Origin of the sequence: Mesorhizobium huakuii, from assembly GCF_014189455.1 — a bacterium.
Lineage (GTDB): Bacteria > Pseudomonadota > Alphaproteobacteria > Rhizobiales > Rhizobiaceae > Mesorhizobium > Mesorhizobium huakuii_A.
Genome location: NZ_CP050297.1, coordinates 256,065 through 271,251 on the forward strand (window position 1 = coordinate 256,065; position 15,187 = coordinate 271,251).

13 protein-coding genes and 1 pseudogene are annotated in these 15,187 nt (G+C 58.7%); all 14 read left to right on the forward strand.

All coding sequences use genetic code 11. The features are described from left to right. Positions 1 to 35 precede the first annotated feature (35 nt). On the forward strand, positions 36 to 506 hold the full coding sequence (locus HB778_RS35945) for a Mov34/MPN/PAD-1 family protein (RefSeq protein ID WP_244662085.1): 471 nt from the start codon (positions 36 to 38) through the stop codon (positions 504 to 506). Further along, a complete protein-coding gene (locus HB778_RS35950) occupies positions 476 to 1,837 on the forward strand; it encodes a ThiF family adenylyltransferase (RefSeq protein ID WP_183465387.1) in 1,362 nt (453 codons plus the stop codon). Before HB778_RS35945 ends, HB778_RS35950 begins: the two co-directional genes overlap by 31 nt. 330 nt (positions 1,838 to 2,167) lie before the next feature. Then, positions 2,168 to 3,436, forward strand: a complete 1,269-nt coding sequence (locus tag HB778_RS35955; protein ID WP_183465388.1) for a metallophosphoesterase family protein — start codon at positions 2,168 to 2,170, stop codon at positions 3,434 to 3,436. Then, positions 3,437 to 5,536: an ATP-binding protein gene (locus tag HB778_RS35960; RefSeq protein ID WP_183465389.1), complete on the forward strand. Its 2,100-nt coding sequence runs from the start codon at positions 3,437 to 3,439 to the stop codon at positions 5,534 to 5,536. Next, complete coding sequence (locus HB778_RS35965; protein WP_096460133.1) at positions 5,529 to 6,557, forward strand: hypothetical protein; 1,029 nt, start codon at positions 5,529 to 5,531, stop codon at positions 6,555 to 6,557. The genes HB778_RS35960 and HB778_RS35965 overlap by 8 nt, the downstream gene beginning before the upstream one ends. Positions 6,558 to 6,635: 78 nt before the next feature. Then, positions 6,636 to 7,162: pseudogene (gene thyX / locus HB778_RS35970) on the forward strand (FAD-dependent thymidylate synthase); the annotation flags it as partial. Positions 7,163 to 7,220: 58 nt separating this feature from the next. Continuing rightward, positions 7,221 to 7,658 (forward strand): IS66-like element accessory protein TnpA, encoded by a 438-nt coding sequence (gene tnpA, locus HB778_RS35975; RefSeq protein WP_183457562.1) that lies wholly within the window; start codon positions 7,221 to 7,223, stop codon positions 7,656 to 7,658. Next, positions 7,655 to 8,005 carry an IS66 family insertion sequence element accessory protein TnpB gene (gene tnpB / locus HB778_RS35980; protein WP_183465207.1) on the forward strand — a complete coding sequence of 117 codons (351 nt, stop codon included), beginning with the start codon at positions 7,655 to 7,657 and terminating at the stop codon, positions 8,003 to 8,005. Before tnpA ends, tnpB begins: the two co-directional genes overlap by 4 nt. A 71-nt stretch (positions 8,006 to 8,076) precedes the next feature. Next, a complete protein-coding gene (gene tnpC / locus HB778_RS35985; RefSeq protein WP_183457560.1) occupies positions 8,077 to 9,660 on the forward strand; it encodes an IS66 family transposase in 1,584 nt (527 codons plus the stop codon). Further along, complete coding sequence (locus HB778_RS35990) at positions 9,657 to 10,283, forward strand: UPF0149 family protein (RefSeq protein WP_244661595.1); 627 nt, start codon at positions 9,657 to 9,659, stop codon at positions 10,281 to 10,283. Before tnpC ends, HB778_RS35990 begins: the two co-directional genes overlap by 4 nt. Before the next feature lie 34 nt (positions 10,284 to 10,317). Beyond that, positions 10,318 to 10,764 (forward strand): FAD-dependent thymidylate synthase, encoded by a 447-nt coding sequence (locus HB778_RS35995; RefSeq protein WP_348524780.1) that lies wholly within the window; start codon positions 10,318 to 10,320, stop codon positions 10,762 to 10,764. Positions 10,765 to 11,738: 974 nt separating this feature from the next. Then, entirely contained in the window at positions 11,739 to 12,248 is a 510-nt protein-coding gene (locus tag HB778_RS36000; protein ID WP_183465390.1) for a helix-turn-helix domain-containing protein, read from the forward strand. 46 nt (positions 12,249 to 12,294) lie between these two features. Next, on the forward strand, positions 12,295 to 13,158 hold the full coding sequence (locus tag HB778_RS36005) for a DUF3800 domain-containing protein (protein WP_183465391.1): 864 nt from the start codon (positions 12,295 to 12,297) through the stop codon (positions 13,156 to 13,158). Between the two features lie 192 nt (positions 13,159 to 13,350). Next, complete coding sequence (locus HB778_RS36010; RefSeq protein ID WP_183465392.1) at positions 13,351 to 15,000, forward strand: hypothetical protein; 1,650 nt, start codon at positions 13,351 to 13,353, stop codon at positions 14,998 to 15,000. Positions 15,001 to 15,187 lie beyond the last annotated feature (187 nt).

The window sequence follows — 15,187 nt, forward strand, 5'->3', positions numbered from 1 at the left end:
GCATTGCAATTTCGCCACAGCCGGCCAGGTTGCTGGTGACCACGGATGCGCTCCAAGACTTGATGGCCGCGCTGGTCCGGTCTCAACAGCAGCGGCATGAGGGGATCGCCTATCTGCTCGGCCGGACCGACGGTGCCGTCACTCTTGCCGTAGCGGTCTTCGCGCCCGAGGCGCGGACGACGGCGGGCAGTTTTCATGTTCCGCCTCGCGCCATGGTGTCCTGCATGCAGGCGGCGGCGCGGTTCGAGTTGCAGGTGGTAGCCCAGGTCCACACCCATCCGGGCCAAGCCTTCCATAGCGATGGCGACGTCGAAGGCGCCAAGATCCGTTACCCGGGATACGCCTCACTCGTGCTGCCTGATTATGGACGGTTTCTACCCTCGCTGGCTGGCGCCGCCGCCTATCTGTGGCAGAAGCCGCACGGCTGGATCGAGCTTTCGGACGACGACATCATTATCATTCCGGCAGGCGGGCCATGGACCAGCAACAGTTTTACGACCGTTTGAACGATCGCATGCTTCGCTACGGCGCGTCGCCACTCGACCAAACGCAGGTCGTCGCGATCACCGCGTCGCCCGATTACCTCGCCAGTTACGATGGGCAAGTGGCAACGCTCGTCGCCTCCAACCTGTTGGGACGGCTGTCACCCTCGGTGCAGGTAGGCTTCCCGGACATACCTATCCACCCGCGCCTTCCATGGGCCGGCCGTTCGCTTGTCGAGCATGCCCTTGATGGAATGAGAGCCGCCGACCCGTTCGGCAGCTACGGCACACGCCAAGTGACCGCAGGCGATTTTCGCTTCCATCTCGGACCCGACGGCCACAACACTGTCATCCACGGCTCTGGGTGGAACGCCTACATTGGTCCGGGGCCGTCGCCGCTATCCCCGATCGAATCGGATGTCGGAATAGGCGCGGCGCTGGCCGTGGTATTGGGTGCCGCGCATCTGTTCCGCACCCGCTTCGGCGCCATGACCGAGTCCTTCGCCTGCAACGCTTGGGATTGGACCGATGTCCCCAAGCGGGTGGAATTCTCCCCAGTCGAGGTCTCGCTAGGCCACGTCATGACTGCAGGGCTCGGCTCGGTGGGGTCCGCCGCCAACTACTTTCTGGCGCTTGCGACGAGGGACTTCCGCGCAAGCCTCATCGATCACGACGGGATCGGAATCCATAACATCACCCGCTCACCCATCTTCACAGATGCCCATGCTAAGGTCGACATGGCCAAAGTCGACGCCGTCGCCGCCTTTCTGCGCCGAGCCGGTGTCGAGGACGTAGCGGTCGACGCGGTCGCCTTGCATGAGTCCGCGCTCTGGAGTCTCCGTGAGGCCGGTTCGACGGACATTCTGATCTCGGCCGCCAACGAGTTCAACGTGCGCTACCATATCGAGATGGGGTTCCCTCCGATCCAGTTCTACGCCACCACGGGTCGGAATTGGCAGGCGACCTTGATGCGGCATGTACCCGGAGCGAAAGCGTGTTCGCTCTGCGTGTTCCCGCCCGACGAGAAGTACGCTCCAACTACGTGCGCCACAGACGGGTCCACCGCGTCCCAGACGACGGTCGAGGAAAAGCGCACCGACGCGGCTCTGCCCTTCCTCTCCTTCGCCGCGGGTCTAATGACCGCAGCAGAGGTTCTCAAGCTAAACGCTCCCGGTTACCCGTTCTCGGCCGAACGAGTAATGCTTGGCCTCAAGGGCCAGCCGCTGTTGATCGGCACGCCGATTCCGCATCGTACTGGCTGCCTATGCGAGGGTCGTGACAAAAGCGTGCACATAGCCGCAGTCGCGGGCTCGCGCTATGTTGTGTTCGTAGGCCAGGCGGAAGTCGGGCGATAGCCGCAGTAGCTCGAGGACCAACCGTCAAGAAATGAGCTGGGCCGATGGACGGCAACGGGATCTTGTGAAAAGCGGGCATTTTGGTCCGGGAGCGGTGTCCACCGAGCCTCTCGGATAGACCTTCCAAAACGTGACAGGCTGCAAGTTTCCACGAGTTCTCGTTGATCCGTTCGCGGAGGCTCGATTCTTAGGGGAAGGCGGTATTGCTAGGGCCTTACCCCAAACCGCAACGTCGTTCGCCTCTTGCACTGAGAGAGTTTCAAGTTCCCGCCTTGACGTTGCAATGCACCGACAAGAACGATACTGCAGTCTTCGGGAGGGGGACATGCAGTGCTACCAAAAATTCGGCTTCTGCAGATCGGCGACATCCACCTAGTTTCCAACGCTGGCAATAAGGCCTTCGTGGACGATAAGGACACAACGTTTCCGCTGAACCTGAAGAACATCATATCGCGCAGCCCGATAAAGACCGTCTTCCGGCGCATCTTTGAGATCATAAAGGAACAAGATATCGATGCCGTCCTTTTCATGGGCGACCTGACCGACTATGGCAAGCTTGACGGCTACGCGGCCTGCGCAAACTACATCGCCAGTGCGCTGCAGATCGGGTCAAATGGCCTTTTTCGCGATATCCCGGTCGGGATTGTTCCCGGAAACCACGACATCAACCGCACTCTTGCCCTTAAACCAGGCATTAGTACCAAGTTCACACCACTGGTGGAGGCCTTAATCGCGGCGGGGCTGCCCGCCTTGCCGATCAACAAGGCGATGCATCGATCGCTCGAAAAAGAGAATGCTCGCATAGAGCTTTTTCTTCTCAACAGTTGCTGGGGCTGCGGCGAAGAAAGCTACATTCCGCCCGAGTTTCGCTTCCAGATTGCCGAGGCAATTAAAACTGTCATGAGCGGGCCTGATTCGGACGCCGCGATGCGGGCTTACTACGATCGCCAGTTGGACACTCCTGCGATCTCCGAGGAAACGATCGAGAGTGTTGTAACGAAAATGGAAGCCCTATCGGGGGGCGCCATTCCGGTGCTCGTCGCCCACCACAATTTGCTTCCGCAAAGGCGGCCGCGTCTTGCGCCCTATACCGAACTCGTCAACGGCGGTGCGTTGCGTGGCGCTCTCGGAGAACTCGGGCGGCCGGCGATATATTTGCACGGCCATATCCATGAGGATCCAGTCGAGGTTTTGCAGCTTCCGGGCGGCTTCCCCGTTGTCTCGATCAGTGCCCCTGACATTCCGAAGGGCTTTAATTTGGTCGATATTCTTTTCGGCGAGAACACGGCTCCGCTTGCCTGTCACATCACTCCCTACCGGGTCGACAAATCAGGGATCTTGAAGCGGGAAACCGCGATATCGATCGCCCTTGGGCGTAGACGCAGCTCCGATCGCAACACCGGTATTATCTATGGAAAGGTGCTGGAAGTGGGGCAGATGTATTGGCCAGAGCTGACAAAACATTTTCTGAACGAGGCGAACGGCTTGGATGAACGACGACTGACGATCATCGTCGAGGAGTTGCAGGCTGAAAGTAGTATCACGATCGACAACTACGATCTTTCGCCGACGCATTGGATTTTAAGAGCGGAGAAGTAGGTGGCAGCCGTCGTGAACCCTTTCCGACCGACGCGATGGGAGCACGAGAGCTCCGGCTCTCCCCTAATATGGTTTACGCCGACTGCGGCACATTTGGCCGCCGACAAATCGGTGTTCGTTTATGGAAGCCGGGGCAGCGGCAAGACTACGCTTCTTCGGAGCATTTGCTGGGAGGATCTGTTCTCCAATCCTTCACTGCGAATCCAGAAGACCATCTCGGACTTCAACCACATTGGCGTCTATATACGCCTGCCGGATCATGTTTCGGGCTCGATGGGCTATATGCGCTGGTCCGAGATCTTTCCGGACTCGCCGCGTCCTGATTACGAGTTCTTCCGCTTCTATTCCCTCGCGCTCGAATTAATTGCCGTCGAGAAGGCACTTTCTGCAGCCCATACCTTACGCGTCGAGGACGTCTTGACGCTGTCGGCTGGCAGCGAGCTTTCAATTGTCGCAGACACGACGGCGGAGTTTCCAGAAATCTTGTCCTTCACAGAGCAGCCCCCAAAGACGTTTGTCGACCTTTCGCGAGCGCTTCGCAATATGGTCAGGCGAATGAACGAAGCCTGCGGCCGCGGTTACGTCAAGAGTCTGGCCGAAAAGCTTCCGGTCCGCGAGCCGCATGAACTTCTTTCCTTCGTGATCGAGCGTCTGTCGCAATCCATGGCCCACAGCAAGCTTACCTGCGGCCAGAGGCTCGGCTTTAAGTTTTGCCTCGACGATTGCGAGGTGATGAGCCCGCTTCAGAGAAAATCGGTGAATACGCTCGTGCGCAAAAGCAGATTTCCAACCTCTTGGGTCATTTGCTCGGTGGGCGAGGCGGTAGAGGCAGGCGAGACTTTCATCGATGAACAGCCTTTGACCGACGCTGATCGCCGTGTCGTATCGCTCGACGACAGAGACCGGCCAGAATTCCAGGCGCTCTGCGAGGCGGTCGCCAGTCTGCGGGTGTATTTCTCTTTGAGGCAAGATCGACGCCCCCTGGTGACGGGTTCTGAGGTCGAGCGCTATTTCTCGCTCAAAGGCCGGCTCGGGACGATTGTAGTGAACGACATCATCGAAACGATGATATCGCGCTCGACTAGCCCGCTTGCACGGCAGCTTCGCGAAGCTGCCGAGTTCCTTCATGGCCTGGATCTCGGTCAATATGGGCTTGATCGTACTCCAGCCGGAGCTCTCCCTTACTATCAGACCTATGTGCTTTGGCACTGGACTGGTCAAAAGGAGAATTTCTCGCCGATCTCGCGACCTGAGGATTTCAGTAGGATCGCAACGAACGCAAAGGTGATGAAAGCCAAAAGCCAGCAGGCCTGGATACGGCGCAAGAGCGTCGGTGCAATGCTCCATATTGCAAACCGGCTCGGCTTCCGCAGATTGCCGATGTCTGGGGTGGGTGTGATCACGTCGCTGGCCGACGGCTCGATCCGCGACTTCTTGGAGATCATGGCCGAGATTTTCGACCGCTTTTCGAAGGACCGCGGATCGCTTTCGGCCGAAGAAGTCCTGGAGAAGTTTGCTCGCTCGAGAACGAAGATTGCTGCCAAGACTCAGACTGATGGCATTTATGCCTCTAGCGAGGCCTTCTATGACGGCATCGGAATTCTTACCGACTCCAATGCCGAAGCAGTGATGCGATTCATCACGGTTCTCGGGCGCCTAACGCACCATCTCCAAGCGAATTTCGAAGATCCTTCGTCGCTGGCAACGACCGAGCGCGGCCTTTTCTTCATTGACCCAGCTCGTAGCTACCCGGCAAACGCCACCCAGATTGAGCTTATTAACCAGATCATCCATCGCGCCGAATTGTCAGGGTATTTACGCGCTACGACATCAAAGCGGGGGGCGAAGTCCGGAGAGGACGATGAGGCTCCGAAGATCTCTGGTTTCCGGCTGCATCGACGCTTCGCGCCTCGCTTTATGTTCTCATACCGGGGTGCCTACGAACCTGTGAAACTGACCGAGGACATCCTCTACCAGATCTGCATCGGCTCACCTGAGGTCGACGCGGATGATTGGGCAAAGCAGTTCGCGCGACGACCGAATTCGAGCTCACAGCTGACGCTCCCCCTGGCTCACGAGGTTCCGAGTTTCGATGATTGACGAGATAGCGATCGGGACGCTCAGCATATCGCAGACGATCCTCAAAGATCACAGCATCCTGCGCGAACAATACGATCTCGTCATCGCGGCTGTCAGCTGGGAGAGCCGCTGCCACGCCTGTAGCCCGCTTCTCTCGGGGCGCAGCGACGAGAGTTTAATTATCCATTTCGCATCGTCTGATACCGAAATGGAGAGCCGCAAGAGCGGCAATCGCGCCACGATTGAGGGCGCGATGGCCGACTGCCGGATTTTAGATCTGGAACGGTCTGCACAATTTACAGACAACGCTGAGAAGCTAGAGCAGGAAATTTTCGGGGTCGCGCGCAAGAAGGGCCACGCTCTCCGGGTGCTGATGGACATGACGTGCATTCCAAAACGCTATTTGCTTTTTTTGCTCGGATTGGGATTCCGTCGCGAACTGTTCACCTCTATCGACCTTGTCTATGCGGAGGCTGAGAAGTACGAGATGCGGGCCGCACAGATCGATGTCGCTGGCAAACCGCTTGGGCTGATATCAGAAGGCGAATGGACGACGTCGCAAATTCCCTATCTGGAGTCGGAAGACTACGTACCGGATCGGAGAAATCTCTATATTTCCGTTGGTGCCGAGCTCACGCAGGCGAGTCCCATCGTCGACCGTTTTGAGCCCAACGGCTTGGTCCTTTATCACATTACCGAAGGGCATCGCAGATTGCCTTCGTCGGTGATCGACCGGGAGCGGCCGGCGCTTCAGCAACTGGCGGCTTTTCCTGGCGTCAGGCAGGAGCAATTCGAGCTTCACGAAATTGCCGCTGTCGCCCTCAGCGTCCTTCAAAACCGTTCAGCCGGCACTACTTGTTTTGCGATCGGCCCCAAGACTCATGCTGTCGCATTCGCGATTGCGGCGCTCGCCGATGACCAGATTCAGGTCGTCTGCCGGACTCCAACGACCTATGTCGTGAATGAGGTGAAGGCTTCTGGGAATATCTATTTCTATCGCATCAACGACCGCTTCGATCCCGCCTCTTTCTGGAGCCAATGAAAGCGGCGAGCGTCTCGATTTTTCTTATGAGCCGAAGTGTAAAACTCGAGCGCACGCTAGCCCAAACTTGGAGACACGATGACCAATCTTACGGAAGAACAGTCACTCGAGATCAAGGAGGCGCGCGCTGCCTCGAGGGCGACACGCCGCGTTGTATCCGAGGGGCTTGAGGAAATTCTCTATCAAGCCGTTCCGGTTCTCGACCACGGGTTTGTACGTGTCGTCGACTATATGGGCGACGACGGTGCCGTCGTGCAGGCGGCGCGTGTATCCTACGGCCGGGGCACGAAAAAATCTCTGAAGATCGGGGCTTAATCCACTATCTGCTCCGCCACTGGCACACCACGCCGTTCGAAATGGCGGAAATCAAGTTCCACGTAAAGCTGCCGATCTTCGTTGCACGCCAGTGGATCCGGCATCGGATGGCGAGCGTTAATGAATATTCGGCCCGCTATTCTATTCTCGATCGCGAATTCTACATTCCCGCCCCGGAACATCTGTCAGCACAATCGGTGCAAAATCGCCAAGGTCGCGGAGAGGTCGTGGGAGCTGCTGAGGCGGAGCGAGTACTGCGAATTCTCACAGACGATGCGCAACGCAACTACGGTAAGCGGTGCGCGAAGGCACCTTGCAATAGGCCGATGAACATGGAGTTTTCGGGCCATGACATTGGAACATGCAAGGGGCGATCTGGTCGCCGAGTTAAGCGGTGCCGCGGCGGCCGAAGATCGTGCAACGATGCCCGGGCGCTCGCGGCAACGGAGGCTATGGAGTTGCACCGAGAAGCGCGCGTTGGTCGACCTGGCGAGCGCGGCGGGGTCGTCGGTGACGGAGGTCGCGGAAGCGTTCGGCGTAGCTCCATCCCAGCTCTATGCCTGGCGCAAGCAGATGGCCGGCGGCGAGCTCGATACCGATCAGGCGATGGCAACTTTCGCACGGATCGAAGTGAACGATCTGCCCGAGGTCGAGCGTCCGGTCGCCGATTGCCCGGACCCGGCCGGCAGGATCGTCGTGGCCTTTCCGAGCGGCACGCGATTGCGGATCGACGGGATCGTCGATCCGACAGCACTGCGCATCGTTCTGGCGGAGGTGACCAGGTGATCACGGTGGTGCCGACCGACCGGATTTATCTGTGCTGCGGCGCGACCGACATGCGCCGCGGGATCAACAGCCTGGCGCGGATGGTGCAGCAGGTGCTCGCGCTCAACCCGCACACCGGCGCGATCTTCTGCTTCCGTGGACGCAAGGGTCATATCATCAAGATTCTGGCGCATGACGACCAGGGGTTCTGTCTGTTCACCAAGCGGCTTACCGATGGTTGTTTTGCCTGGCCAACTACCAGGGATCAGGTCGCCGTGTCGCTCACCAAGGCGCAGCTTTCGCTGCTTTTGGACGGGATCGATTGGCGCCGACCGAGCAAGATTTATCGACCGCGTTTGGCTGGCTGATTTTGATGTTTCTAATTGATTTTGTGTTGATTCTTCTTCCGTAACGAGGGTCTTTCGGGTATGTAATTTGGGTGTCGGAACAAGCTCCCTCAACCGCTGATTTCTTCGCCCGGATCGCCCTTCTGGAGGCGGCCGTTTCTGCCCGTGACATCACCATCGCCGAACGCGATGAGCAGCTTCGAAGAGAGCGCGCCGAGGCCGCACTTCGCATCCAGCGCCTGCAGCTGCGGATCGATCGCTTCAACCGCAAGGCCTTCGGCCGTTCGTCCGAGAAGCTCGGCCAGATGCTGCTCGAACTCGAAGATCTCGAGACCGATTTCGCCGCCAGCGTGCCGGATCTCGAGCTGCCCATCGTTGCTGACACCGACAAGGTCCGGGTGTTGCCGGTGCGTAAGTTCAACCCCAACCTGCCGCGCAAGCGGGTCGTTCGCGAGCCGTCTTGCGCATGCTGCCCGGGCTGCGGCGGCGATCTGCGCGCCATGGGCGAAGATGGCGACGAGATGCTCGATCTGGTCGCCCAGGCCTGGCAGGTTATGGAGACCATTCGACCCAAGTACAGCTGCCGGACCTGCGATAAAATCATCCAGGCGCCGGCGCCAGCCAAGGCCATTGCACGCGGTAAGCTCAGCTATGCCGCGCTCGCCCATATCATGATGGCCAAGTGGGGTTATCATCTGCCCTTCTACCGTCAGGTACAGATGATGGCCGCCAAGGGCGTCGATATCGAGCGTTCCACGCTTGCGCGCAGCGCCGGCTACGCCGCCGCTTTGCTCGATCCCATCTACAATCGCATCCGTGAGATCGGCCGTACCCGCAGCAAGATTCACACCGACGACACGCGGCTTCCGATCCTGGCGCCCGGCACCGGCAAGACCCACAAGGGCGCGCTCTGGGTTTATGTCGCCGACGACCGCAACTCGGGTTCGAAGGAGCCGCCGATCGCCTGGTATCGCGCCACCATGGGCCGCGCCGGCGAGAGCGTGATGAGCGAACTCGCCGGATTTGCCGGCACCCTCCAAGCCGACGGATTCAGCGGCTATAACCAGCTCTACAAGGGCGGCGCCATTCGAGAAGCAGCCTGCCTGGCCCATCTGCGTCGCAAGATATTCGACGTTCACGACAGCCAGCCGACCGAGCTCAGCACGACGGCCATGGCTGGTATCCAGGCGATCTACCGGATCGAGGAAGAGATACGGGGGCTCCCGCCCGCCGAGCGATTGGCCGCACGACGAAGGCGGACCCGACCACTGGTTCGCGCGCTGCGACGACAGCTCATGCGCCAGGGCAAGGGTTTGTCGCGCCATGCCGATATCGCCAAGGCCTTCGCCTATGGCACCAGGCGATGGCGCGCGTTCAATCGCTTCCTCTACGATGGCCAGCTCGAGCCCGACAACCTGATCGCGGAGCGGGCGATTCGTGGATTTACGGTCGGCAGGCGCAATTGGCTCTTCTCGGGCAGCTTCGCCGCGGCAGAGCGGTCAGCGGTCGTGCTCAGCATCATTGAGACCTGCAAGCTCTGCGGCGTCGATGCCGAAGCCTACATGGCCGACGTCACCGAGCGCATCCAGAATGATTGGCCAGCCTCGCGCTGGGACGAACTGATGCCGTGGAATTGGGTGCGCCGCCAAGAGATGCAGCTCTCCTTGGCGGCATGAGCGCGCTCGATGACATGGCGCTGTCGGACGAGGCGCTCGAGGCCTGGATGGCCGCCAAGACCAACCGCCCGCTGGTGCGGACCATGTCGGCGCTGGATGGCTTCGTAACGGCGGCGGTCACCGGGCCGCGCTACCCGGACCCGCAAGACTGGATGTGCCCGCTCATGGGGTTGCCGCGCGACGTCCTGGCCAAAGGGTCTGCAACCGATCACGCCGTGTTTGCCAGCGTCGCCAGGATCCACAACCGGATCAACGAGACGCTCTTCGACAGACCGCAGGATTATGCGCCCCGATTCGCAACCAAGCCCAGCGGCGGCATCGACCCCCGGCCGTGGTGCCAGGGGTTCTACGCGGCCATGAATCTCAACATCAAAAGCTGGAGACGGCTACTCGACCTCGACAACCCCAACCACGGCCTGCTGCTGCCGATCCTGATCTACTGCGTCGACAAAAGGGGAGGCCCGTCCTCGGCAAGCCCAGGCCGGGGCCCGAGACCGCGCGCTTCATCGAGCATGAGGCCTACAAAGACATCGCCCTCGTCATCCCCGCACTGCGCGAACTCCACTACGTCACCCGCTATGGCTATGGCAACCCGGAGTGATCGCCGCCGGCGCGCCGACTAACGGCTGACCTACCATAGACGCATCACAAGACGATATTGGGAGGTGCCTTGGCGCACCGCTTACCAACTACGATCACTATCTCGATCTGCTAAATCATGATGAAGGCGGCCAGCAGCTTCGTGATGACCAAGAAGGGCTAGCACGAGAGCTTGCTCGCATGAACCTGTCGCTCAACTTCTATACCCAGTGGTACTGGAAGACCGATCTGCACAACCTCATGAATTTTCTCCGGCTTCGCGCTGATCCCCATGCGCAGTATGAGATCAGGGTGTATGCGGAGGTAATTTTGGACATCCTGAAAAAATGGGTCCCGCTGACCTACGAAGCGTTTCGCGAGCATCGACTGGAAGCGGCGACATTTTCCGGGGAGGCCCTTAAGGCACTTCGCCGCATGCTTGCGGGCGAACACGTCGAGCAACTTGACACCTCAATGTCTAAGCGTGAGTGGGAGGAATTCTTAGCGAAGCTGGAACTAAGTTGATACGCATCTCCACGGTAGAATTTTCACCATGTTGGCGAACGCCGGCATTCAGGTGACTACGCCTGGGGCGTTCGATCGGCGGCGGCACAAGGTCCATCGTCATCGGCGATTAACCCTCCTATTCTGGTAAAGTGTCACGACTGACCGTCGCCTGCCTGAAAGCATCTTCGGGCTAGCTTTGGTCGCCATGCTCCTCTTCATCGCGTGATGACGAAGCATGTGTTCGAGCAGTGAGAGGCTTGGTCGCAGATCGACTTCATGAGGGGCCCAAAACTGGACGCCTATCCTCCCGTCTAGGGGGTCACAAATTGCCCGCCGATTCACAACTGGGCGCAGTCAGCGGATCGGAACTATCAAACCTGAAGGTCTCTGTGACGTCGTCATGTTGGTCTGTTGCATAACGCTACCCTCGATCCCGTCGAAATCTGGAAGCGCCCTTCACTGCGGTCGTTGCCCGATTGGCGGAACCTGGATTGAAGTCCCGCAATGACCGTCGTGTTCTCGCGGTCTGTTTCAGACGGCTTGGCCGCAAGATATGACCGGTTGAGTGAACCATGGCTGCCACATGCCCTGACGCTGTACCCCTTTGGGGATAGCATCGAGAAAAGGGGCAGCAACCTTGAAGCTGGTCAAACGCAAACCGTTCGTCGCCCTGCTTCTCTTTGCGGCCACGGCCGGGCATTGGCCGCAATGAGCCCCGGACAGGGTCACCATCAGACAGAACAAGACTGATTATCGGAAAACTGGCACTCCCACTGGTCATGGGCGCCTGGTGCGGAACTACTACTCGTTTATGTGCAATCCGCTTTCATCTGCGATTAGACGATACGTCTTTCTTTACCAGCCATCCTTGACTGGTGACCTAGCGACACTTATGTCTGGTCCCTAAAGACATATACGTCCGGTTGCGCGCCCTTGCGGACAGCGCCAACACTGCGCATTTGTGTCCCAGAAGCTGACAAAAGGACATTACCATGACCGCAATTCCTCCACAAGAAGACGACGCAAAGCTGGCGCCGACGATCAAAACCAACAAAGCCTCCGCCGATAAATGGGGTCAACAGGTGATCGAGTTGGGCTTCTGTCTCGTCCCCTCGCTTTTGCTGCGCGCGCAGCAGCGCATTGGGCTCAATCCCACCCAGCTCGCAGTTCTCCTGCAATTGTGCGATTTCTGGTGGGACAAGGAGCGGAAACCTTTCCCGAGCAAGGAGACCCTCGCCCAGCGGTTGAGCCTGAGTGAACGCCAGGTGCAACGATACATTGCAGAACTCGAGCAGGCTGGATTGGTTCAGCGGATCGAGCGTCGCAGCAGCAACGGCGGCAAGCTCAGCAATACCTACGACCTGAGCGGTCTGGTGAAGCGCCTTCAGGAACTCGAACCTGAATTCCGCGAAATCGAAGAGTCGGCCAAGGCAGCCCGTAAGGCAGTGATGAAGCGTGGCTACAAGGCGGCAGCCAAACCGAGCGGCGAGGCCGCACGGTGATCGCCTCGAGTCCGGCGGATAAGAAGAACGCGAGCGAGGGATTGGCATGAGTTGGGCGCTATTTATTGACGAGTCAGGCCAAGATCGCAGGAATTCGCCGTATGAAGTGCTGGCAGGCGTTGCGATCGAGGACCGAAAGATATGGCCCCTCATCCGGCAACTGTCCGACGCTCAGCAGCATATCTTCGGGATGCGTCTTTATCAGGCCTACGGCCAGGAGGCGAAAGCCAAGGAGCTGCTCAAGCCAAAAACTTTCAGACACGCTGCACAATTGCCAGCCTTCGAGCAGGACACCCGCAGTCGCCTTGCGCGGGAAATCCTTCTTGATGGAACAGCAGTGACACGCGATCGGTTGACTGCGCTTGCTCAGGCAAAGATCGCCTATTGCGAGTTTGCGCTCAACCTTGCTCGTAGTCACGGCGCACAGGTCTTCGCGACTATGGTCCCGCAATCAGCACCGCGGCCGCCGAGCGATGACGCGATGCGAAAGGACTACGCTTTCCTATTCGAGCGCTTCTATTATTTTTTGAATGGAATGCCGGACGATCCGATGGGATATCTCGTGTTCGACGAGCTCGACAAAGCTCAAAGCCATGTCCTGCTTGGGCAGGTGTCGAACTACTTCATAAGAACGCGGAACGGCAGGGTGCGCTCCCGACTCATTATCCCGGAGCCCTTCTTCGTGCACAGCGATCTAACGACGCTAATTCAGCTGACCGACATCGTTGCGTATGTGATCAGTTGGGGCTTGCGATTGAATGGCATGACCCTGCCCGCCAGACCCGAACTGGCGGGACTAGCTGATCGCGTGAAGCGAATCCGATTCAGTCGCGAGACCGAAGGAGGTGAAAAAATCTGGGGGATCAAGCACATTCGGGATTTGAGGCCAATTCCCCTCAACCCGGCATAAAAAAGGCAATGCCCACGTTTCCGCGTACAAAGCCTCCGAGGAGACATCTATGTCATGGGGGCGCTAATGTCAACCTTACCGCAGATCGCCCAGGATACCGACGGCGAAACCACATAACCTCCGCAGGGTACCGCAGATCAAACCTTGCCTCAACCATGCGCGCGACGGCGCTGCCATTTCACGGGCCGCTATATGATAGTCTTCAACGACCTCAAACAGGATTTGCTGGAACCGCACGGCGACGTCTCGGTGGCTCCTACGACGTTCGCGGCGACGTTGGAAGCCCATGGTCTCTACAGCACCAAACAGTTCGTGCTGCGCTTGAGCCCGCGTGTTCATGAACTGGTCGACGCCCTTGCCTCGGGCGACTTTGAGAGTCATGACCCTGCGGACCTCATCCAAGCCTACTCGACCTACATCCACGAGACTGTCCACTGGTGGCAGCATGTGGGCTCGACCGCAGGCCTTATTTTCAGCCTCTGCTACCCGGCACAATTCTCAAGCAGCCTCGAGCATCTTCAGAACGCTATCGCCGCGATTGGGCCAAAGAAATCGCTAAAACGATGGGCTGATGATGCGCTTCGCCACGGCACGGCGCCTTCGGCTGAGGCACTTGCCGAGGCGAACATTGCCGTCAACAATGCGCTGGACGTCGAGTTCTACAAGTGCTTTGCGCATAGCCCAAATCTCTCCTTCCAGCTGCAGCAGAACCAGCATTTTGAAAGTGTCGGTCATTCATACCGTATCGCCTACAGCAACACGCTGATGGCACTCCTGCAGTCTTGTGATCTCGCGCCCGATAGCTTGCCTGACCCGGAGCGATGGCAAACAGAGTTCGACCGCCTCACGGTTACGCGCCACGAGGGCTTCTACCACGGGTCGCCGATCACCCGCGGTAACGTGGGGCTCCACGCAATCTTCGAGGGCCAGGCGCGCTTCATCCAACTTCAGTTTCTCGCTGCGTCTGGCGGTCCGTCGACGTGCGCAGCCTACGCCGCTGATGGCTATCTGAGCGGCATCTACGTCGATGCGTTTACAGAATTCCTTGGCCTCAGTGAATCCGAATGGCCCGACACGATCGACAGCCCCCTCGTCGGGCTGTTTCTGCTGATCTGTGACCTCTCGATAAACCCGACCCGTGGCTTTCCCCTCGATATCGATCGTTTCGAGGATTTCATTTCAGACGTCGATCCTGGCGCGCGCTTCGCTCTGCTTTGTCAGGCCGCCCGAGAGCATCCTGAAGTGAAGCAAGCGATCCAGGCCTATAGCTTTGAAGAATACGCACTCGTTTCGCGCGTCCTCACCAACCGCTGCGGCTACGATGATCCGGTTGTCGCCCTGCAAGCAGTTATAGCCTTGTCTGAGACGGCATCGGGCCAAGCCCTCATGGCCGAATGGGCGAGTTTCGCGTACTCGACCGGCAATCTGCCGATCCGCGTCATGACCTCACATTTTGTGGATTTCTGTAGGAGCAAACTCACCCGTCCACACTTCTTCTGCTGGGCGGGCAAGGCCTTAGCTCTGGGCCATACCACTCAGGTGTTCCAAGAGCTTTTCCTGCGACACTTGTCACTCTTCACGGATCGCGCTGACACACAGCAAATCTTCACCCGTGCGTTTGCGGGCCGAGAGGGCACCGCGCTGAAGCGCATGCTCGATACGTTCATGGTGTCGACGGTTCTCTACGACCTAACATTTCAATGGGTTCTTCGAGACGGACCCTTTCACTACGATTTTCAATCGCTGACCGGCAACGTTCAAAACGAAGCCATGGAAACCTGGGCCAAGAATGGTTTCAAGGCGGCGTTTGGCCACCACCCAGACGATTTCGAGCTGACCTAGCCGCCTTGATGCACAGCGATGAGTTTTCGGCGGCCTGAGCGACGATTTGGTCGCGATGTAGGGGTCAGAACAAGGTGCGCCGGTAGAAACCGGCAAGGAGTAGATGGTGAAAGTCCATTGCAATGAAGGAGTAGCGATCCACATTGACCCCGAGTCATGCGCGGGCAGCCGTGAGGCTGTGCGTGAA

Coding starts and splice junctions, on each gene's coding strand:
- HB778_RS35950 (WP_183465387.1), top strand. CDS start 476: ATGGACCAGCAACAGTTTTACGACCGTTTGAACGATCGCATGCTTCGC.
- HB778_RS35965 (WP_096460133.1), top strand. CDS start 5,529: ATGATTGACGAGATAGCGATCGGGACGCTCAGCATATCGCAGACGATC.
- tnpA (WP_183457562.1), top strand. CDS start 7,221: ATGACATTGGAACATGCAAGGGGCGATCTGGTCGCCGAGTTAAGCGGT.
- HB778_RS35990 (WP_244661595.1), top strand. CDS start 9,657: ATGAGCGCGCTCGATGACATGGCGCTGTCGGACGAGGCGCTCGAGGCC.
- HB778_RS36000 (WP_183465390.1), top strand. CDS start 11,739: ATGACCGCAATTCCTCCACAAGAAGACGACGCAAAGCTGGCGCCGACG.
- HB778_RS36005 (WP_183465391.1), top strand. CDS start 12,295: ATGAGTTGGGCGCTATTTATTGACGAGTCAGGCCAAGATCGCAGGAAT.
- HB778_RS36010 (WP_183465392.1), top strand. CDS start 13,351: ATGATAGTCTTCAACGACCTCAAACAGGATTTGCTGGAACCGCACGGC.